Origin of the sequence: Klebsiella sp. CN_Kp091 (genome assembly GCF_040065095.1) — a bacterium.
Lineage (GTDB): Bacteria > Pseudomonadota > Gammaproteobacteria > Enterobacterales > Enterobacteriaceae > Klebsiella > Klebsiella aerogenes.
In genome coordinates this window covers 184,010-203,562 of sequence record NZ_JBEAIO010000049.1, presented here as the reverse complement: position 1 = coordinate 203,562, position 19,553 = coordinate 184,010, and the positions used below count along the sequence as shown (strand labels likewise).

The following is a 19,553-nucleotide window of genomic DNA, read 5'->3' as shown; positions in this document are numbered from 1 at the left end:
CAGCTAAGAGAATCTGATGTCCGAGAACGCTCAACTTAATGGTCTGTGCGGCCGTTTTCGCGGTTTTTACCCAGTGGTGATTGATGTTGAGACCGCCGGGTTTAATGCCAAAACCGACGCCCTGCTGGAGATCGCCGCTATTACGTTGAAGATGGATGAGCAGGGCTGGCTGATGCCGGACGAAACGCTGCATTTTCACGTGGCTCCCTTCGAAGGGGCCAACCTGCAGCCGGAAGCGCTGGCTTTCAATGGAATTAACCCAAACGATCCTGAGCGCGGCGCGATAAGTGAATACGATGCGCTGCACGCCATTTTTAAAATGGTCCGCAAAGGGATGAAAGAGAGCGATTGTAGCCGCGCGATTATGGTGGCGCATAATGCGACTTTCGATCATAGCTTTACGATGGCCGCCGCCGAGCGCGCCGGGTTGAAACGCAACCCGTTCCATCCTTTCGTGACCTTCGATACCGCCGCGCTGAGCGGGTTGGCCTTAGGGCAAACGGTATTGTCTAAAGCCTGCATTGCCGCGGGAATGGAGTTTGATGGCAGCAAGGCTCATTCTGCGTTGTACGATACCGAGCAAACCGCCCAGCTATTCTGCGAAATCGTCAACCGCTGGAAGCGCCTTGGCGGTTGGCCGTTACCTGCGCTTGAAGCATAAGCGATAAAAAAAGCGACTTCCGGGGAAGTCGCTTTTTCTTTGCTGCAAAGAATTACTCTGCTTTCGGCTCGTCAGCGCTGTGCTTGGCTGCCGTTTCTTTGATCAGCTGCTGCAGTTCGCCGCGCTGATACATTTCGATGATGATGTCGCAACCGCCAACCAGTTCGCCGTCAACCCACAGCTGCGGGAAGGTCGGCCAGTTAGCGTATTTCGGTAATTCAGCGCGGATATCCGGATTCTGCAGGATGTCTACGTAGGCAAAACGTTCGCCGCAAGCGGAAAGCGCCTGTACAGCCTGAGCGGAGAAACCGCAGCTCGGCAGCTTCGGAGAACCTTTCATATACAGCAGGATCGGGTTTTCAGCGATTTGACGTTGGATTGTTTCTAAAGTGGTGCTCATTGTCGTGCTTCCTTAAACATCTTTACGGCAGTAATTTGTCATTGTAGCGTCCTGGACGCAGGACCGATAATAACATTTTTTTCACTCGCCACATTTTATCTTCTGTCGTCTGAAGTTGCCTTAAAAATATCACTTTGTGACGTCAGTGCGGGGCGGGTTGCGCATTTTTTGTACGCAGCGGCGATTCTCTGACTTATTTTTTTGCAATCGTTAACCAAACGACATTTTAGATACAAAAGAGTATTAACTTTCTGGCTTTTTATGCTTTAGAATCATTCCGGTTTGTCATTCACCGTCAGGCATTAGTATATGTCTGTAATTTAATCAGGGGATTGCTCAGTGGCGCGGCTCAATAAAATCGCGATATCGCTCTGTGCATTACTGTTTACATCTATCTCGCTTACGCCATTGGCGCATGCTTCAGGGCATACGCACGCTTCGGCTACGCCGAAGGCGCATCCGGCAAAAGGCTCCACCGCCGAGCGTAAGAAGAAAGCGGCACAGAATAAATCCAAATCCACCGCTAAAACTACCCGTAAAAAAACCTCCAGCTCTAAGCTCCCTACCCGCACTACCGCAGCAAGCCAAACCGCGCTTAATCGTCAAGCCGCCGGCGCCACCAAAAAATGCGTGTTGCGCAAAGGTTATAAAAAACAGTGTGCGAAAACGGTAAAATCCGGCGAAGCATCGACGCTGGCGTTGAACAACGTGAAAAGCAAATGCGTAGTGCGTAAAGGCTACAAAAAACGCTGTAAGCCCGTTGTCGACGAGCCGAATCTGACGATTGCCGACGCACACAAAGCCCGCGTGCAAAAAGCGCAAAGTACCGCAATGAATAAACTCATGGATCAGCTGGGCAAGCCTTATCGCTGGGGAGGCTCCTCACCGCGTACCGGTTTCGACTGCAGCGGGCTGGTTTATTACGCCTATAAAGATCTGGTAAAAATTCATATTCCGCGCACCGCTAACGAAATGTACCACCTGCGCGATGCCCGCCCGGTTGACCGCGATGAACTGCAAAGCGGCGACCTGGTCTTCTTCCGTACCCGTGGACGCGGCACCGCCGACCACGTAGGCGTTTACGTTGGAAACGGTAAGTTTATCCAGTCGCCGCGTACCGGTCGTGATATTCAGATAACCTCCTTAAGCGAAGATTATTGGGTTCGCCACTACGTCGGCGCGCGCCGCGTAATGACGCCAAAAACCATTCGTTAAGAGACGCTGGCCTCGGTTTGCCGCTGCGCCGGCAAACCGCTCTTCTGTACATCCCCCCCCTCTTCCAGATTCAGCGGATACTGCATTCGCTCCTCCAGTTGCGCGGGGTGGCGGCGATAACTGGTCGGCGACATACCAAAATGACGACGGAAAGTACGGCAGAATGTCGCCTGGCCTTCAAAACCGAGCAGCAATGAGATACTCAACGCCGAATCCTTCGTCTGTTTGAGAATACCGGCGGCAATAGTCATTTTGCGTCGGCTAACATACGTTCCCAGCGTATAACCGGTAATCAGCGCAAACTGGCGCTGAAAGTACCAGTGCGAATAACCCGATTTCCTCGAGATCGCGGTAACGGGGAGCGCGGTAAAAATGTTGTCTTCGATCCATTCGATAATATCTATGACGATCGGGATAATATGTCCGCTGACCATTTCATGTTTGTGCGCCATCTCTTTTCATCCATCAATTATGAGCTTTATGCTTGTTCAATAACGATTTCTTACTCCGAGGTCCGTTGCCTGCAGAGACAATTATATTTGTCATACAATTAAAATAGATCCCAATGATTATTGGGCATGAAAGTCATTCCTATTACGCATAATGCTAACAAGCTAATGATTTATCGCATTTTAAAAAGATAACAAGCGGTGAGGATATGCAGCGTTTTAGTCGTATGCAGGAGCGTCGATGGGGACTTTGCGAATCATATCGCTCGTCATGCGCCAGACTGGCGAAGGCTTAATCAGTCGCGTTAGCAATGAATAACCTTTGTTGTTGTAAGTCTTTTAACTGACTTCAGCAAATGTTAACATTCTCAACACAATAACATGTAACACTCGCGACAGCGTTACACAGTAAATACTGTATTCAGGTGAACTTTCACCTAATTAATGTGAGAAAAAACAAAAAGTTATAAGGAGAGTAGCAATGTCGTTCGAATTACCTGCATTACCATATGCAAAAGACGCCCTGGCGCCGCACATTTCCGCAGAAACCCTGGAATACCATTACGGTAAGCATCACCAGGCCTATGTGACCAACCTCAACAACCTGATCAAAGGCACCGCTTTTGAAGGCAAATCTCTGGAAGAGATCGTTCGCTCTTCTGAAGGTGGCGTCTTCAATAACGCAGCGCAGGTCTGGAACCACACTTTCTACTGGAACTGCCTGGCGCCGAACGCCGGCGGTGAGCCGGAAGGCGAACTGGCCGCAGCGATTAGCAAATCTTTCGGTAGCTTCGCTGATTTTAAAGCGAAATTCACCGATGCCGCGGCGAAAAACTTCGGCGCAGGCTGGACCTGGCTTGTTAAAAACGCAGACGGCAGCCTGGCTATCGTCTCCACCAGCAACGCCGGCACTCCGCTGACTACCGATGCGACGCCGCTGCTGACCGTTGATGTCTGGGAACACGCCTACTACATCGACTACCGCAATGCCCGTCCTAATTATCTGGAACACTTCTGGGCGCTGGTAAACTGGAAATTTGTTGCCGCCAACCTGGCAGCATAAAACAAAACCGCAGCAGGCTTGCCCCGCTGCGGTTTTTTCTTAGTACAACTTAGTGATTCGCTAACGCTTCTTCTGGTTGAGAACGCCCGCCAAACAGCACTACCGCCAACGCCAGCCCGGCAATAATCGCCCCCATCACCGGCACAAAAGCATAACCGAGACCGCCGGAAATCACCGCGCCGCCCGCCGCCGCACCCAACGCGTTACCGAGGTTAAAAGCGCCAATATTCACCGACGATGACAGACCCGGCGCTTCGTGCGCCACGCGCATTACGCGCATCTGCAGCGGCGGAACCACCGCGAAGGTTGCCGCGCCCCACACGACCATGCTGACGGCAGCACCCAACTGCGATTGCGCCAGCAGCGGAATGGCCAACATGATGGCAATCAGTAACAACAGGAACCCTTTCAACGTTCCGGAGACTGAACGGTCGGCAAATTTACCGCCCAGATAGTTGCCAAGTGAGAAACCAACGCCGATTAATACCAGCATGGCGGTAACAAACAGCGGTGAAGCATTGGTAATGGTATGCAGTACCGGAGAAATGTAGGTATACAGCGTGAACATCGCCCCGGCGCCCAGCACGGTGGTCAACAGCGCGGAGAGTACCTGAGGACGCATCAACACCGACAGCTCGCGCTTCACGTTCGGACGCTCGCCGGCGCTACCCTTCGGCAGGGAGAACCACAGGCTGACCATCGCAATTAATCCCAGACCCGCCGTGGCGAGGAAAGACATTCTCCAGCCGATGGTTTCGCCAAGCCAGGTAGCCGCCGGTACGCCGCCGATATTGGCAATGGTCAGCCCCATAAACATGGTCGCGACCGCACTGGCCTGTTTGTGTTTTGGCACCACGCTTGCGGCAACGACCGAGCCGAGGCCGAAGAACGCGCCATGATTGAGGCTGGTGATAATACGCGACAGCAGTAGCGTCGTGTAATCCGGCGCAATTGAAGAGAGAACGTTGCCGAGGGTGAAGATCCCCATCAGGAAGATCAATGCATTGCGGCGAGCGCGATGCGACAGCAGTAACGTCATTAACGGCGCGCCGACCATCACGCCAATGGCATAGGCGCTAATCAGCATCCCCGCGGCCGGAATAGAAACATCTACGCCTTTGGCGATAACCGGCAGTAGTCCCATCGGGGAAAACTCGGTGGTACCGATACCAAAGGCACCGATCGCCAACGCGAGTAAGGGAAAGTTGATTTTCATTCAGAGACTCCATCAGGCCGATTCAGGACTCGGCATTACATCAGAAGCCAAAAGCATGACATCAATCACAGAAAAACAGAAGTAAACGAAATGACAAAAGATTTTTGCAGATTTGCTAATAATGGCGGGATGGGAGGGGAAGCCCCCTCCCTGCTGGAATCAGTGCAGTACCGCGGTCAACGCGGCGGCGACGATCAGACCCAAAACAATAACCGTCGTTGTCAGCGAAAACTTTAAATTTGTGTCCATCAATTTTCTCCCCTGATTATCCCCACATAGAAAGTGAGCTTGCTCATTTTTGCACAAAAATATGCAAAAATCTTCCCGGATTTAGAGTGATGCACATTTTTGCTCTTCCCCTTTGCTTCGAGATAGGACAAAATCCCACGCTAATTTGAAAGCGTATCGGCCATTGACCCCTTCCTGTCGTTCTGTGTCGTTTTCCCAGGTGTTGCAATGTTGAGCATTGTATACAGGGTGTGTATAGGCAAACGTTTACGTATCGATAATCAGACGATCAGGTCAAGGTCTGGAGTGAGAAGTAATGGCAACTATTAAAGATGTAGCGAAACGCGCAAACGTTTCCACTACAACTGTATCACATGTGATTAACAAAACCCGTTTCGTGGCGGAAGAGACGCGCAATGCGGTGTGGGCGGCAATTAAAGAACTCCACTATTCGCCAAGCGCCGTGGCTCGCAGCCTGAAAGTCAATCACACTAAATCGATCGGTTTGCTGGCCACCAGCAGCGAAGCGGCCTATTTCGCTGAAATTATCGAATCCGTAGAAAAGAGCTGCTTCCAGAAAGGCTATACCCTGATTCTGGGCAACGCCTGGAACGATCCGGAAAAACAGCGCGCCTACTTGTCTATGATGGCGCAAAAGCGCGTCGACGGCCTGCTGGTGATGTGTTCCGAGTACCCGGAGTCCGTACTCAGCATGCTGGAAGAGTATCGTCATATTCCGATGGTGGTGATGGACTGGGGCGAAGCCAAGGCGGACTTTACCGACTCGGTTATCGATAATGCCTTTGAAGGCGGCTATATCGCCGGCCGTTACCTGATTGAACGCGGCCATCGCGAAATTGGCGTTATTCCGGGCCCGCTTGAACGCAACACCGGCGCCGGACGCCTGGCAGGCTTCATGCAGGCAATGAAAGAAGCGCATATCAATGTGCCGGAAAACTGGATTGTGCAGGGCGACTTTGAACCGGAATCCGGCTACCGCGCCATGCAGCAGATCCTTAATCAGCAGCATCGCCCAACCGCCGTGTTCTGCGGCGGCGACATCATGGCGATGGGCGCTATCTGCGCCGCCGACGAAATGGGCCTGCGCGTGCCGCAGGACATTTCGCTGATCGGGTATGATAACGTGCGTAACGCCCGCTACTTCAGCCCGGCGCTGACCACCATTCACCAGCCGAAGGACTCGCTCGGGGAAGCGGCATTCAATATGCTGCTCGATCGTATCGTTAATAAACGTGAAGAGTCGCAGTCCATCGAGGTGCATCCACGTCTTATCGAGCGCCGCTCGGTAGCCGACGGCCCGTTCGTCGATTATCGCCGCTAACGCCCTCCTCCGGCGCCGGTTATTCCGGCGCCCGCAGCCACTCCCGATTCAACGTTTCGCTGTCGCCAAGATAGTCAAGCAGCCAGCTTAAAGCGGGTGAAGCATCGCTCTGTTGCCAGGTCAGGCAGCAGGCAGCATCCGGGAATGGGTTTTCCAACGTCAAGGCCGTCCACTCCCCGCTATCGATATGCGGGCGGGCGAAATGGCCGGGCACCATCCCGACGCATAATCCCGCAGAAAGACAGGTGGCTGAAGATTCCCAGTCCGGCACCACCACCCGCTTCTGGTTATCCAGCAGCCAGGTTGTGCGCTTCGGCAACGAGCGCGAGGTATCTTCGCGCACCAGGGACGGCCAGTTGCGCAACACATCATCGCTGAGCGGCCCATCCATCTGCGCCAGCGGATGGCTACTGGCAACGACACAGTGCCAGTTCAGCATCCCCATATCGCGGAAAGCGTAACGCCCGCCCACCGGAATCGAACGCGTCGCGCCGATAGCTAATTCTACCCGCCCATCGGCTAACGCATCCCAGACGCCGTTGAAAACTTCCTGAAAAACGATCAGTTCGACATCGCTAAAATGGCGATAAAAATCAACGATCATCTGGCGCATACGCGCGGGTTTAACGATATCGTCCACCGCAATGGACAACTGGCCACGCCAGCCGTTAGCAATCTGCTGGCACTGCTGGCGGGTGATCTGCATTTTTTTGATAACAGAACGCCCTTCCTGCAAAAACCAGTGCCCGGCAGGGGTCAATTCAACATCACGATGGCGACGTTCAAAAAGCGGAACCGCCAGCCACTCCTCCAGTTGTCGCACCGTATAGCTCACCGCCGAAGGAACGCGGTGTAGCTCCTGCGCCGCGGCGCTGAAACTTCCGTTACGCGCTACAGCATCAACCACTTCTAAGGAATATTCAGACCACATATTCTGCCTGCAAAATTTTTGAATGCATGTGACAAATAATAGCGTTTCACAAGGCGGATTACACTCCCTACACTCTGCGGCATCGTACCTGCATCAGTAGAAAGAGAACGTTATGCAACAACCTGGGAAAGGATTTTTAGTGTGGCTGGGCGGCCTGAGCGTGCTTGGCTTTCTGGCCACCGACATGTATCTACCGGCTTTTGCCGCCATTCAGCAAGACCTCAACACCTCTGCCGCATCGGTTAGCGCCAGCCTGAGCTTATTCCTCGCGGGCTTCGCGCTCGGCCAGCTATTCTGGGGGCCGTTGTCGGACCGCTATGGCCGAAAACCGATTCTGCTCGCCGGGCTGGCTATCTTCGCTCTTGGCTGTCTTGGGATGCTGTGGGTACGCGACGCGACGCTGATGCTGGTACTGCGTTTTGTCCAGGCGATTGGCGTATGCGCCGCCGCGGTGACCTGGCAGGCGATGGTGACCGACTACTATCCAGCCCAGCGCACCAACCGCATTTTCGCGACGATCATGCCGCTGGTCGGGCTCTCTCCGGCGCTGGCGCCGTTACTCGGCAGCTGGCTGTTAGTTCATCTGGAATGGCAGGCTATTTTCGCCACCCTGTTCGCTATCACCTTACTGTTGATGCTGCCGGCTTTTCGTCTGAAGGCGGTGGTCAAACCTGCTGGCGAAACGCCGCAGAAACTCACCTTTATGGCCCTGCTGCGTTCACGTGAATATAGCGGTAACGTGCTCATTTATGCGGCGTGTTCCGCCAGCTTCTTCGCCTGGCTCACCGGCTCGCCGTTTATCCTTCATGAAATGGGTTATGGCCCAACGGTGATTGGTCTCAGCTACGTGCCGCAAACTATCGCCTTCCTGATCGGCGGTTACGGCTGCCGCGCGGCGCTGCAAAAATGGCAGGGTCATCAGATGCTGCCCTGGCTGCTGGTTGTTTTTGCGCTGAGCGTGGCGGCGACCTGGCTTGCCGGAATGCAGGCTCATCCGTCGCTGGTTGCGCTAATGATTCCGTTTTGCATCATGGCGATTGTAAATGGCGGCATTTACCCTATCGTCGTCGCCCAGGCGCTGAAACCTTTTCCACAAGCGACCGGCCGCGCCGCCGCCCTGCAGAATACGCTGCAGCTTGGCCTGTGCTTCCTGGCAAGCCTGCTGGTATCAAGCCTTATCGCCACTCCGCTTCTGACCACCACCAGCGTGATGTTGATTTCCATCGTCCTGGCAGGCATCGGTTTCTGGATGCAGCAACGACGCGTGCAGTTAGTGAACGAATCCTCTCACGCTTGATGATTTTTTAAAGGAAATCCCGGACCAGTCATTAGCCTGCTAATATATTTTTATTGAAAGGCGGTTTTTAGCGGCCTATACTGGATCCGGCATCACATAAATAGAAAGTTTTTTAGATATTAACGGGGGCAGGAAGCAGCCCGTTTCACCATGGAAGGCCTTTCGGCAAGGGTTATCTCCCTTCCTCTGTTCTACGTCGGATAGCACCCTCACGATTTTTTCGTGAGATTTCTCACAAAGCCAAAAAAGCGTCTACGCTGTTTTAAGGTTCTGATCACTTGGGCGTGATGGAGAAGCTATGAGTTCATCGTGTATAGAAGAAGTAAGTGTACCAAACGATGATTGGTACCGGATTGCAGCTGAATTATTGGGCCGTGCCGGAATTGAAATCAATGGTTCCGCACCCTCCGATATCCGGGTAAAAAACCCGCTCTTTTTTAAACGTGTGTTACAGGAAGGGTCTCTCGGATTAGGCGAAAGCTATATGGACGGCTGGTGGGAATGCGAACGCCTGGATATATTCTTTCACAAGGTATTGCGCGCCGGGCTGGATAAGCAACTCCCCCACCATTTCAAAGATACGCTACGTATCGCTGGCGCTCGCCTGTTCAATCTGCAAAGTAAAAAACGCGCCTGGATTGTGGGTAAAGAACACTACGATTTAGGCAACGACCTTTTCCACCGCATGCTCGATCCCTATATGCAATATTCCTGCGGATACTGGAAAGAGGCCGAAAATCTGGAGCAGGCGCAGCAGGATAAATTAGATCTTATTTGTCGCAAACTGCAGCTTGAGCCGGGAATGAAAGTGCTGGATATCGGTTGCGGTTGGGGCGGACTGGCCTATTACATGGCCAAAAACTATAACGTCAGCGTGACGGGCGTGACCATTTCGGCCGAACAACAAAAAATGGCGCAGGAGCGCTGTGCAGGATTAGATGTCAATATTCTGCTGCAGGACTATCGCGATCTCCATGAGAGTTTTGACCGTATCGTCTCCGTCGGGATGTTCGAGCACGTGGGGCCTAAAAATTACGCCACTTATTTTGAAGTTGTCGATCGTAATTTAAAACCAAACGGTCGTTTTCTGCTGCACACCATCGGCTCAAAAATTACCGATCACAACGTCGACCCGTGGATTAATAAATATATCTTCCCTAACGGTTGCCTGCCGTCGGTACGCCATATTGCCGATGCCAGCGAGAAGCATTTTGTGATGGAAGATTGGCATAACTTTGGCGCCGATTACGACACTACTTTGATGGCCTGGTACGAGCGTTTTCTTGCCAGTTGGCCGGATATTGCCGATAACTATTCAGACCGTTTCAAACGCATGTTTACCTATTATCTGAATGCCTGCGCCGGTGCCTTCCGCGCCCGCGATATTCAGCTCTGGCAGGTCGTCTTCTCGCGCGGTGTTGAACACGGCCTGCGCGTAGCCCGCTAGACTCGCAAAAAAGCCCCCGCAGAAATACGCTTCTACGGGGGCTTTTTTAATTATTCCTCGGCGGTTTTTTGCGCCGCTTCTTTTGCCGCCAGCACGCGCTCCACGGTATCCACCACCGCCTGAGTCTGCGGATCGATTTCGATATTCACTTTATCGCCGAGTTTTTTCACGCCAAGCGTCGTGCGCTGCAGCGTTTCCGGAATCAGGTGCACGCAGAAACGAGTCGGGGTCACTTCGCCAACCGTCAGGCTAATACCGTCGACGCCAATGAACCCTTTATACAGGATATATTTCATCAACGCCGGGTCCTGCACCTTAAACCAAATCTGGCGATTGTTTTCCGAGGTGAGGATTTTAACGACCTCGGCGGTGGTCATAATATGGCCCGACATCAAATGACCGCCAATTTCATCACTGAATTTCGCCGCTCGCTCGACGTTGACCATATCACCTTCATGGATAGCGCCAAGATTAGTGATACGCAGCGTCTCTTTCATCAAATCAAAGCTGATTCGCGGGCCGTCAATTTCGGTAACGGTCAGGCAACAGCCATTGTGCGCCACCGAAGCACCGGTCTCCAGGCCGTCGAGCATATGCGCCGGCAGCTCCACCACGTGGGTGCGGAAATTCGGTTTCTCATCGATGGACACCACTTTCGCAGTCCCCTGTACAATACCAGTAAACATACTTTGCTCCTGTTGAGAATCGTGACGGTATCATTACCGTTATATATACGCGGAACAATAACAGTTGACCAAACAGGTTGCCAGCGCGCATCGTGCCCCCACCATTTTTTCACTGGCTTAATGGCTAATCCTCGCTACAATAGACTGGAAATTCCTCCTGTATTTTCTTCTTGCTGCCATTTAAGGCGGCTTTTTTAGTCTCAAAATAACAACAATATAAAGGTGTTCACGTGCAGAAGTACTTTATAGAAGCGCGTCAGTTATTAGCATTGGCTATCCCGGTCATTCTGGCGCAGGTCGCCCAGACGGCGATGGGTTTTGTCGATACGGTGATGGCCGGCGGCTATAGCGCAACCGATATGGCCGCCGTGGCTATCGGCACCTCGATCTGGCTACCTGCCATCCTGTTTGGCCACGGTCTGCTGCTGGCGTTAACGCCGGTTATCGCCCAACTTAATGGTTCCGGTCGCCGCGATCGCATCGCCCAGCAGGTACGCCAGGGTTTTTGGCTGGCGGGCTTTGTCTCCGTACTGGTAATGGTGGTGCTGTGGAACGCAGGCTATATCATCAGCTCGATGCACAACATCGACCCACAGCTTGCCGACAAAGCGGTGGGGTATCTGCGTGCTCTGCTATGGGGTGCGCCGGGCTATCTGTTCTTCCAGGTCGCACGTAACCAGTGCGAAGGGCTGGCAAAAACCAAGCCCGGAATGGTGATGGGGTTTATCGGCCTGCTGGTCAACATTCCAGTGAACTACATTTTTATCTATGGTCATTTCGGTATGCCGGAACTTGGCGGCATCGGCTGCGGCGTCGCGACCGCCTCGGTCTACTGGGTCATGTTTGCCAGCATGCTGGCCTGGGTGCGCCGCGCGCGCTCAATGCGCGATATCCGCTGCGCTGAGCGTTTCAGTAAACCTGATTTTTCGGTATTAAAACGGCTGGTACAGTTAGGCCTGCCGATCGCGCTGGCGCTGTTTTTTGAAGTCACGCTGTTCGCGGTTGTGGCGCTGCTGGTTTCGCCATTGGGGATTATCGATGTCGCAGGGCATCAAATCGCCCTTAACTTCAGTTCGCTGATGTTCGTTCTGCCACTCTCACTGGCGGCGGCGGTGACCATCCGCGTTGGCTTTCGCCTCGGCCAGGGCTCGACGCTGGATGCCCAGACTTCAGCGCGTACCGGCGTCGGCGTGGGCGTCTGCATGGCGATGATCACCGCGATTTTCACGATCCTGATGCGTAAGCAGATTGCCCTGCTTTACAACGATAACCCGGAGGTCGTGTTACTGGCCTCACAGCTGATGCTGCTGGCGGCGATTTATCAGATTTCCGACTCCATCCAGGTGATCGGCAGCGGTATTCTGCGCGGTTATAAAGATACGCGGTCGATCTTCTTTATTACCTTTACCGCTTACTGGGTGCTAGGCCTGCCAAGCGGTTATCTGCTGGCGCTGACCGATATTGTGGTGCCGCGGATGGGGCCTGCGGGATTCTGGTGCGGATTTATCATCGGCCTGACCTCCGCTGCCATCATGATGATGCTGCGCATGCGCTTCCTGCAGCGTCAGCCGTCAAGCGTGATCCTGCAGCGCGCCGCGCGCTAACCAGAAACGCTAAAGAAAAGGGCAAGCCGTTGAAACGGTTTGCCCTTTTTTTGGCGTTAAATAATAAACCGACTAAAAAATAGCGCTACTTCTCAAGCCATTTGCGCTGCGGCGGCGTATAGCGATGGAATGCGGTTAAAATCTCCTGTACATCATCGCTAAAAGTCAGCATCTCAGCATAGCGACGGTGCATAAACCCTTCGGCGGCCATTTTTTCCGCCATTGCCTGCAGTGGATTGTAATAGCCGTTCACGTTCAGAAATGCGCAGGGTTTTTCATGAATACCAAGCTGCGCCCAGGTCCACTGTTCAAAAATCTCTTCCAGCGTTCCGGCTCCGCCCGGCATGGCTATGAAGCCGTCAGCCAGCAGCGACATTTTGTTTTTGCGCTCATGCATATTCTCAACGACATGCAGCTCGCTTAATCCGCTATGCGCAATTTCACGCTCCACCAGCCCGCGCGGCATTACGCCAATGACCCGCCCGCCGTGTTCTAATGCGGCGTCTGCCACGGCGCCCATGAGTCCTACTTTACCGCCGCCATATACGAGCTCCACCCCGGCTTGCGCCAGCGCCTTGCCAACCTGTTGCGCGTAAACCTGATAAATCGGGTTTTCCCCGGTAGAAGAACCACAAAAAATGCCAATTGCTTTCATTACTGCGCTCCGTCGTTTATTTGCCGCACACTCTAGCACAAAGTCGGTGAGCGTCTCCCCTGCCAATCCGGGCAGAAAAACGCAACGGAGCAGGAGATTGTTGAAGAAATATCCTTTATCATCAGTAAAATATGGGCGACATGGATAAAAGTTCTGCAAACGCGTCTATTCTGCAAGAAAAGTGACGTTTGCCTCTTGCCACACGGCCTCCCTGCCGTTAATATGCGTCCCCGTTGTCACCACAACATTGCGTTCATAGCTCAGTTGGTTAGAGCACCACCTTGACATGGTGGGGGTCGTTGGTTCGAGTCCAATTAAACGCACCATTTGCGTCCGTAGCTCAGTTGGTTAGAGCACCACCTTGACATGGTGGGGGTCGGTGGTTCGAGTCCACTCGGACGCACCATTTCAATCATTATTGATTTGGTGCGCACTTCTCCTATTTCCTCTTGCTTTTATCTATAACGCCATTAGCCGCTGCACCTGAATACTCTCCAGTTTACCCTCCAGTATCGCCAGAAAATCGTCATGATAGGGCATCGCAACGTGCTGTTTCAGATCGTCTTCCGAACGCCAACGCTCAATAAACACAAATGAGATCTTTCCTTGCCGGGAAAGCTGTCTGACATCAAGGATCTCCCGGCTTTCGTGCAGGTCATATTGCAGGCACCCTGCTTCTCTGTGCGTCGGCGGCACCATGGCTAATGCCGCCTCTCTGATGGTATCGATATATTCAGGATGGGGAGTTAGCGTGGCAACAATTTTGACTTCACTCATAAGGTTTCCTCTGGCTCACCGTATTCCCCTGGAGGCTATATCTATCCAGGGCGTGAATTATTCAGCGTAGTGGTGAAGCCAGAATTACGCCAGAGTCCGCGTCAGCGCCCTTTCTCATACACCGTCATGGTAAAGACGACGGGCAACTGACTGAAATTACAATATTCATGTGGTACATCGGTACGTGCTACCGCAGAACACCCTTCAGCCACCTGATATGGGTCATTATTCACCGTCAGGGTGAGTTCTCCCTCGGTCACGTATAGCAGTTCGTAGGTGTCGGCCGGATGCCCCGGCGAACGGAACGATTCGCCAGGCAACATCCGCCACTGCCAGAGTTCAAGCATATCCGGTCCGCTGGTGCCGGCCAGCAGCCTGGCACTGCCGCCCTGCTCGCCGCGCCATAATACCGGAATTGCATCACGGTCGATAAGATGAACCATCGGCTCACTCGCAACGTTGACAAACTCCGCCACCGATACCCCCATCGCCGCAGCGATTTTGCACAACAGCGCGATACTGGGATTCGCCCTACATCCTTCGATATCCACCAGCATCCCTTTACTGACGCCGGCGCGACGGGAAAGCTCGTCGAGAGAGATCTTCTTTTCGCGTCGAAACTGCTTAATACGCCGCGATACTGCCTCATTAATGCGGCTTAGATCGTTGCTGTTATCGGTCGTTATATTGACTTTATCGTTCATCGATCGATATTATGCTCTAAATCAGTCATTACAGGATTATGCAATGTCTCACCCATTACCGTCAATTAGCCCACAGTTAGCCGCGATCGCCCCAGGGTTTCGGGCGCTGAGTATTACCGTCAACGCTGCGCCGCTACGTGATGCTTCTATCGGTGAAGCCGCACTGGCGACAGCCTGTCAGGCGGTATTAGCCGGAGATCCCGCATGGGCGGAGGACCATCTCGCGGCATGGTCTACCGTATTCAAAGCGTTTGGCGCTAAACCGAAACGCACGCCCTGTTCCGCAGAGGCGTTGCGTAAACGCGTACTTCGCGATGGCGACATGCCGGCAATTGACCCGGTCGTTGACCTCTACAATGCCGTCAGCCTGCGGTATGCCGTTCCAGTCGGCGGCGAGAACATCGCCGCCTATTGCGGCGCGCCGCGTCTGGTCATCGCCGACGGCTCTGAGCCCTTTGATACGATGAAGGAAGGCTTAGCCGCCGTTGAATCACCGGAACCGGGAGAGGTCATTTGGCGTGACGATCGCGGCGTGACCTGCCGCCGCTGGAACTGGCGACAGGGAGTTCGTACCCGCCTGAGCGCTCGCGACCCGCAGATGTGGTTTATTCTGGAAAGCCTGCCAGAGATGCCGCTCGAAGCGCTGCATGAGGCCGGCCGCATGCTTACCGGGGGGCTGGAGCAGATGATGCCCGGTTTGAGCCACCAGTCCACGCTAATCAGCCTATAAAGTCAGACACAGGAGCAGGTAATGTCACTATTTTTAACCAGTTTTATCTTTGAGAAGAAAGAGTACGACGATGACTTTTATCAACTGGACGGCGAGATCGAGCGCTATACCCAGTCGCTGGAGGGATTTATCGGTATGGAGAGCTATCATGATGCTGCCAGCGGCCGAATCATCAACAACTACTACTGGCGCGACCGACAGTCTATGGAAATGATGATGAACCATCTGCAACACCAGCAGGCCAAAGCTCAGGGGCAACGCTGGATCGCCGGTTATCAAACCATCGTTGCCGAGATTGAGGGCAGCCACAATATGAACCTGCCCCATCCGCTTGCGGAGTATCCACTACGCTATCAAGCACAACATCAGTGATTTTGAACAAGATAGGCAAATTGTTTCGATTTTAAACAATCATCATTGGTTCTATTCTTATCACATCGGAGCAACAGCGCTCCTCACCAAACAAAATATTTAAGGAATATGACCATGAAATCCATCAAAACTTTTGCTGCAGTTACCGTGCTATCCCTGATGTCATTCGGTGCTTTTGCCCAGAGCGTGACGGCAACCGCTTCAACCCTCGACCGTGCGGAAGCGAAAATTGCCGCCCAGGCTGCCGAGCAAGGCGCGTCTTATAAGATTACCAGCGCCCAGTTCAATAACCGCGTCTATATGACTGCGGAACTGAGCAAATAATAGTGCGAGTGTGACGCGCCAGGCTTTATCTCTGGCGCGCCGCGCTGCTTTTCAGCGAAGACAATGTCGTTGTCCTCTCCCCCGATGCTTCAACTACCTGCCACTTGCTCCAGTACCGCCGAGGCCTTTTCCGCTATTTCGGCGCTGACTTTTGTCGCCAGCACGTCAATAAATCCACGCAGCTGCTGCGCCGTCAGCCCGTTGTGCAGGCTAATCGCGTAATGGCTCTTCAGCTGGCTTTCCACGCCTGTTAGTGCGGCCAGCATTGAGATCGTCGCCAGCTCGCGCGTCGGCCAATCCAGGACGTCACGCTGGAAGATATCGCCAAACAGATGCGCCTTCAGATAGCAGTCGATGGCTGGCGCAAAATCAAATAGCGGCCCGCTGACCGTCTGCCCTACCAGTTGTGTCTGATTACGGCTACCGGCCTGCAGGCTATCCCAGTTCTCCGGTAACGGGGCCGCTGTCGCACCCTCGTTATCAATAACGCCTCGCGCCTGACGCTCGGTTATCACCCTCATCAGGCAGGAGAGCGCATTCAGGCTACGCGGAAAGCCGCAGTAGGCGTACAGCTGCACCAGCGTCTCTTTTAATTCATTTATTGTCAGGCCCGTATCCAGCGCGGTCTCCAGCGCCGGGCCCAGCGACTCGATATTGCCTTCAGCGGCCAGGGCGGCAACCGGGATCAGCGCCTGTTGGCGCGCGTTCAATGGGTTTTGCATCGTTTGTTCTCCAAACGGAAAGTATCGACAGGAGAAAAAGATTATAGAAAGTTGGCAGGGGGTTGATTAGCCAGGCAATAACGAACAGACCTATGAGATGGGTTCATGAATTATTTATAACGATGCACAGGGCTTCCTTGCCCTGGGGGATATTATTCGAAGTAGACTTCCGGGTTTTCCGACAGTGAGACGAAGGTTTTGGTGTCTTTATCCAGCGCGCGAATATCGCCGCTTTCAATATCATAGAACCAGCCGTGCAGACGCAGGGTTTTGTCGCGCAGGCCAACCGCAACCGACGGATGCGTTTTAATGTTGTTCAACTGAGCAATAACGTTTTCCTGCACCATACCGTTCACTTTATCGGTTTCGCTGGCCCAGGTTTTCTTCTCTACCACCGCTTTCGCCGCGTCGGAGTAGCGTAACCAGTGGGAAACGGCAGGCATTGGTTCCAGACACTGGCAGGTGGCGATGGCTTTCATCGCGCCGCAGTTGGAGTGACCGCAAATAACGATATCCGTCACACCGAGGGCGACAACGGCATATTCAATAGTTGCAGACACGCCGCCCGGCTCCGGCCCGAAAGAGGGAACAATATTACCGGCATTACGAATAACGAACAGCTGCCCTGGCTCCTGCTGGGTAACCAGCTCCGGGACCAGGCGGCTATCAGAACAAGAGATGAACAACGCTTTTGGGTTTTGGCTCGACGCCAGGCTGCGGAAGAGCTCTTTGCGTTGCGGGAAAATCTCTTTCTGGAAGTTGAGGAAGCCCTCAATGATATGTTGCATAGCAGTGTCTCTTTTCTCTGTAGTAATTACGATATGACAAAGATCACATTTAGCTAGTGTATCACCGAAGCGCAGAATGGGAATCGTAATTGATAATAGCTGTGCAATAAGCACCCAACCTGCCCGTTGGGTGCTTGCCTCTGTGGGTCTACATAAAGAACTTCACCGCTTGTTGCAAGGTGGTGCCCATTCCCCACAGCAAAGGTATACCGACGGCTAGCCAGCTTAGCGTCAGCAGCAGCGGCGCGGGCGTCGGTTCCCAGCTCAGCTGCGCGTCTTTATTGATAGTATACAGCCCCCTCGCCTGCTGCTGTTGCTCCGCGGTCATGGCATATTTCTGCGGAATCGGCCGAACCAGCTGATTACAAATAAAGCCGATGATAAGCAACCCGGTCAACGCCAGCAGCGTGATGTCATAAATTCTCGCGGGTTCCACGCCTTGCGCCAGCTGGTACTCGCGCAAATAGTTGACCAGCACCGGGCCGCTGATCCCGGCCGCCGACCAGGCAGTCAGCAGACGACCATGGATCGCGCCAACCATTTGTGAGCCAAATACATCGGCAAGATATGCCGGGATGGTCGCGAAACCGCCGCCGTACATAGAGATAATCACGCAGAGCGCACAGACAAAAAACGCCACGTAGCCGCCGTGGTTAATCAACGGCAGTGTGCCGTAAAGGAGGGTTCCCAGAAAGAAGATCAGCGCGAAGGTGGCTTTCCTGCCGCACATATCGGAAACAGAAGCCCAGAAAAAGCGCCCCAGAATATTAAACAGGCTGAGCAGGCCGGTAAATCCCGCCGCCATTGTCGCGATGCGCTTCAGTTGTTCTGCATTGAGTTCCTGCCAGCCCAGATCCAGGGATAGTAGCTTTCCGGCAAAAATCTCCTGCAGCATCGGCGAGGCCATGCCGAGAATGCCAATCCCGGCGGTAACGTTGAGCCACAGCACAAGCCACAGCAGCCAGAATTGCGGGGTACGCCACGCGACGCTGACGTGAACCTGAATGGTTGGCTGTTTGCTGATGGCTTGCTGCGCCTTCGCGCCGCGCGGATGCCAGCCCATTGGCGGCAGACGGTAACCAAAAGTGCCGCAGAGCATGAACAGCGCATAAATCGCCGCCAGCGCCAGGATGCTTTGCCATACCCCACTTTCCTGACCATCGGCGAAAAAATTGATCAGCCAATTCGCCAGCGGCGCTCCCACCAGCGCCCCGCCGCCGAAGCCCATGATCGCCATTCCCGCGGCCATCCCTCGCTTATCAGGGAACCAGCGCAACAGCGTTGAGACCGGCGAGATATAGCCAAGCCCCAGGCCAATGCCGCCAATCACGCCGGCGCCCAACCACAGTAGCCACAGCTGATGAAAATAGATTGCCGCGGTCGCCAGCAGCAGGCCGCCGCACCAGCAGAGGGTGGCGACAAAACTCACCAGACGCGGGCCAACCTTCTCCAGCCAGCTTCCCCAGAGCGCCGCGGAGCAGCCGAGAAAAACGAAGAATAGCGTATAGGTCCAGCCGAGCAGGGAAATTTTCCAGTCGCACTGGCGGGTAACCAGTTGCTGCCAGAACGACATATCGACCGGACACTGCAGCGGCGCGCTGCCGCCGATCAGCTGCGACATTGGCAGCCAATAGACGGAAAAGCCGTAGGCCATACCAATGCACAAATGCACCGCCAGCGCGGCGGGTGGGACCAGCCAGCGGTTAAATCCAGGTTTAGCAATAATGCGGGGCTTAGCAAAAAAACGACTCAACGATGAAACGGGCGGAGTCGCGAGATTCTCATTTATCTGCACCATGTTCCTGTCCTTATCATGTTTGTTTGCCGGCTATCGCAGCAGCCGATGGCAAACGGTAAAGGCAAGAACAATGCCAGCCGCTGAAAAAACGAACAGAAAATGGTGACTGAAGCGAGCAAGCAGAGCGGATAAGGACTAACGAGA

General features: G+C 53.7%; 22 protein-coding genes and 2 tRNA genes. 12 read left to right on the top strand and 12 right to left on the bottom strand.

Annotated elements, in window-relative coordinates; genetic code table 11:
• Positions 1–16: 16 nt before the first annotated feature.
• A complete protein-coding gene (rnt, locus tag ABLV17_RS21500; RefSeq protein WP_047040933.1) occupies positions 17–661 on the top strand; it encodes a ribonuclease T in 645 nt (214 codons plus the stop codon).
• A gap of 52 nt (positions 662–713) precedes the next feature.
• Here rnt and ABLV17_RS21495 read toward each other — a convergent pair whose 3' ends face one another.
• Positions 714–1,061 carry a Grx4 family monothiol glutaredoxin gene (locus ABLV17_RS21495; RefSeq protein WP_045392486.1) on the bottom strand — a complete coding sequence of 116 codons (348 nt, stop codon included), beginning with the start codon at positions 1,059–1,061 and terminating at the stop codon, positions 714–716.
• A gap of 339 nt (positions 1,062–1,400) precedes the next feature.
• Between ABLV17_RS21495 and ABLV17_RS21490 the strand changes: the two genes are divergently transcribed.
• Positions 1,401–2,276 carry a C40 family peptidase gene (locus ABLV17_RS21490; RefSeq protein ID WP_087858471.1) on the top strand — a complete coding sequence of 292 codons (876 nt, stop codon included), beginning with the start codon at positions 1,401–1,403 and terminating at the stop codon, positions 2,274–2,276.
• On the opposite strand, the gene ABLV17_RS21485 is transcribed toward ABLV17_RS21490, so the two are convergent.
• Positions 2,273–2,728, bottom strand: coding sequence for a helix-turn-helix domain-containing protein (locus tag ABLV17_RS21485; RefSeq protein WP_087858470.1), 456 nt, complete (start codon positions 2,726–2,728; stop codon positions 2,273–2,275). The genes ABLV17_RS21490 and ABLV17_RS21485 overlap by 4 nt on opposite strands.
• Positions 2,729–3,206: 478 nt before the next feature.
• Here ABLV17_RS21485 and sodB point away from each other — a divergent pair, with 478 nt between their 5' ends.
• Positions 3,207–3,788 (top strand): superoxide dismutase [Fe], encoded by a 582-nt coding sequence (gene sodB / locus ABLV17_RS21480; RefSeq protein ID WP_045373530.1) that lies wholly within the window; start codon positions 3,207–3,209, stop codon positions 3,786–3,788.
• A 49-nt stretch (positions 3,789–3,837) separates the two neighbouring features.
• Here the strand turns inward: sodB and ABLV17_RS21475 are convergent, their stop codons facing one another.
• Positions 3,838–5,004, bottom strand: coding sequence for an MFS transporter (locus tag ABLV17_RS21475; protein ID WP_087858469.1), 1,167 nt, complete (start codon positions 5,002–5,004; stop codon positions 3,838–3,840).
• 159 nt (positions 5,005–5,163) lie between these two features.
• Positions 5,164–5,253, bottom strand: coding sequence for a YnhF family membrane protein (locus ABLV17_RS21470; RefSeq protein WP_032705726.1), 90 nt, complete (start codon positions 5,251–5,253; stop codon positions 5,164–5,166).
• Positions 5,254–5,548: 295 nt separating this feature from the next.
• Between ABLV17_RS21470 and purR the strand changes: the two genes are divergently transcribed.
• Entirely contained in the window at positions 5,549–6,574 is a 1,026-nt protein-coding gene (purR, locus tag ABLV17_RS21465) for an HTH-type transcriptional repressor PurR (RefSeq protein ID WP_015366884.1), read from the top strand.
• 19 nt (positions 6,575–6,593) lie between these two features.
• Here the strand turns inward: purR and punR are convergent, their stop codons facing one another.
• The gene (gene punR / locus ABLV17_RS21460; RefSeq protein ID WP_087858468.1) at positions 6,594–7,505 is read right to left on the bottom strand and encodes a DNA-binding transcriptional activator PunR; all 912 of its coding nucleotides are present in this window, start codon (positions 7,503–7,505) and stop codon (positions 6,594–6,596) included.
• A 112-nt stretch (positions 7,506–7,617) separates the two neighbouring features.
• Between punR and punC the strand changes: the two genes are divergently transcribed.
• A complete protein-coding gene (punC, locus tag ABLV17_RS21455) occupies positions 7,618–8,802 on the top strand; it encodes a purine nucleoside transporter PunC (RefSeq protein WP_308958302.1) in 1,185 nt (394 codons plus the stop codon).
• Between the two features lie 298 nt (positions 8,803–9,100).
• Positions 9,101–10,249, top strand: coding sequence for a cyclopropane fatty acyl phospholipid synthase (gene cfa / locus ABLV17_RS21450; protein ID WP_015705219.1), 1,149 nt, complete (start codon positions 9,101–9,103; stop codon positions 10,247–10,249).
• A 50-nt stretch (positions 10,250–10,299) separates the two neighbouring features.
• Here the strand turns inward: cfa and ABLV17_RS21445 are convergent, their stop codons facing one another.
• A complete protein-coding gene (locus tag ABLV17_RS21445; RefSeq protein ID WP_087858466.1) occupies positions 10,300–10,935 on the bottom strand; it encodes a riboflavin synthase subunit alpha in 636 nt (211 codons plus the stop codon).
• Positions 10,936–11,165: 230 nt separating this feature from the next.
• Between ABLV17_RS21445 and mdtK the strand changes: the two genes are divergently transcribed.
• Positions 11,166–12,539: an MdtK family multidrug efflux MATE transporter gene (mdtK, locus tag ABLV17_RS21440; protein WP_087858465.1), complete on the top strand. Its 1,374-nt coding sequence runs from the start codon at positions 11,166–11,168 to the stop codon at positions 12,537–12,539.
• Between the two features lie 85 nt (positions 12,540–12,624).
• On the opposite strand, the gene ABLV17_RS21435 is transcribed toward mdtK, so the two are convergent.
• Entirely contained in the window at positions 12,625–13,194 is a 570-nt protein-coding gene (locus tag ABLV17_RS21435) for a TIGR00730 family Rossman fold protein (RefSeq protein WP_047058352.1), read from the bottom strand.
• Between the two features lie 249 nt (positions 13,195–13,443).
• Between ABLV17_RS21435 and ABLV17_RS21430 the strand changes: the two genes are divergently transcribed.
• A tRNA-Val gene (locus tag ABLV17_RS21430) sits at positions 13,444–13,520 on the top strand.
• 3 nt (positions 13,521–13,523) lie between these two features.
• A tRNA-Val gene (locus ABLV17_RS21425) sits at positions 13,524–13,600 on the top strand.
• Between the two features lie 53 nt (positions 13,601–13,653).
• Here the strand turns inward: ABLV17_RS21425 and ABLV17_RS21420 are convergent.
• Both ABLV17_RS21420 and ABLV17_RS21415 read right to left on the bottom strand, forming a co-directional pair.
• Positions 13,654–13,971 (bottom strand): putative quinol monooxygenase, encoded by a 318-nt coding sequence (locus ABLV17_RS21420; protein WP_113374665.1) that lies wholly within the window; start codon positions 13,969–13,971, stop codon positions 13,654–13,656.
• A gap of 101 nt (positions 13,972–14,072) precedes the next feature.
• Entirely contained in the window at positions 14,073–14,675 is a 603-nt protein-coding gene (locus ABLV17_RS21415) for a cupin domain-containing protein (protein ID WP_087858464.1), read from the bottom strand.
• A 43-nt stretch (positions 14,676–14,718) separates the two neighbouring features.
• On the opposite strand from ABLV17_RS21415, the gene ABLV17_RS21410 reads away from it, so the two are divergent.
• The 3 genes from ABLV17_RS21410 to ABLV17_RS21400 all read left to right on the top strand — a co-directional run bounded on the left by ABLV17_RS21410 (position 14,719) and on the right by ABLV17_RS21400 (position 16,101).
• Positions 14,719–15,405: a B3/4 domain-containing protein gene (locus ABLV17_RS21410; protein ID WP_113374664.1), complete on the top strand. Its 687-nt coding sequence runs from the start codon at positions 14,719–14,721 to the stop codon at positions 15,403–15,405.
• Between the two features lie 21 nt (positions 15,406–15,426).
• The gene (locus ABLV17_RS21405; RefSeq protein ID WP_032711514.1) at positions 15,427–15,777 is read left to right on the top strand and encodes a hypothetical protein; all 351 of its coding nucleotides are present in this window, start codon (positions 15,427–15,429) and stop codon (positions 15,775–15,777) included.
• A 114-nt stretch (positions 15,778–15,891) separates the two neighbouring features.
• On the top strand, positions 15,892–16,101 hold the full coding sequence (locus ABLV17_RS21400; RefSeq protein ID WP_015366896.1) for a YdgH/BhsA/McbA-like domain containing protein: 210 nt from the start codon (positions 15,892–15,894) through the stop codon (positions 16,099–16,101).
• Positions 16,102–16,190: 89 nt separating this feature from the next.
• Here the strand turns inward: ABLV17_RS21400 and ABLV17_RS21395 are convergent, their stop codons facing one another.
• The 3 genes from ABLV17_RS21395 to ABLV17_RS21385 all read right to left on the bottom strand — a co-directional run bounded on the left by ABLV17_RS21395 (position 16,191) and on the right by ABLV17_RS21385 (position 19,409).
• A complete protein-coding gene (locus tag ABLV17_RS21395; RefSeq protein WP_308958305.1) occupies positions 16,191–16,865 on the bottom strand; it encodes a carboxymuconolactone decarboxylase family protein in 675 nt (224 codons plus the stop codon).
• Between the two features lie 110 nt (positions 16,866–16,975).
• The gene (locus ABLV17_RS21390) at positions 16,976–17,611 is read right to left on the bottom strand and encodes a carbonic anhydrase (RefSeq protein WP_015366898.1); all 636 of its coding nucleotides are present in this window, start codon (positions 17,609–17,611) and stop codon (positions 16,976–16,978) included.
• A 148-nt stretch (positions 17,612–17,759) separates the two neighbouring features.
• A complete protein-coding gene (locus ABLV17_RS21385; RefSeq protein WP_308958300.1) occupies positions 17,760–19,409 on the bottom strand; it encodes an OFA family MFS transporter in 1,650 nt (549 codons plus the stop codon).
• Positions 19,410–19,553: the final 144 nt, after the last annotated feature.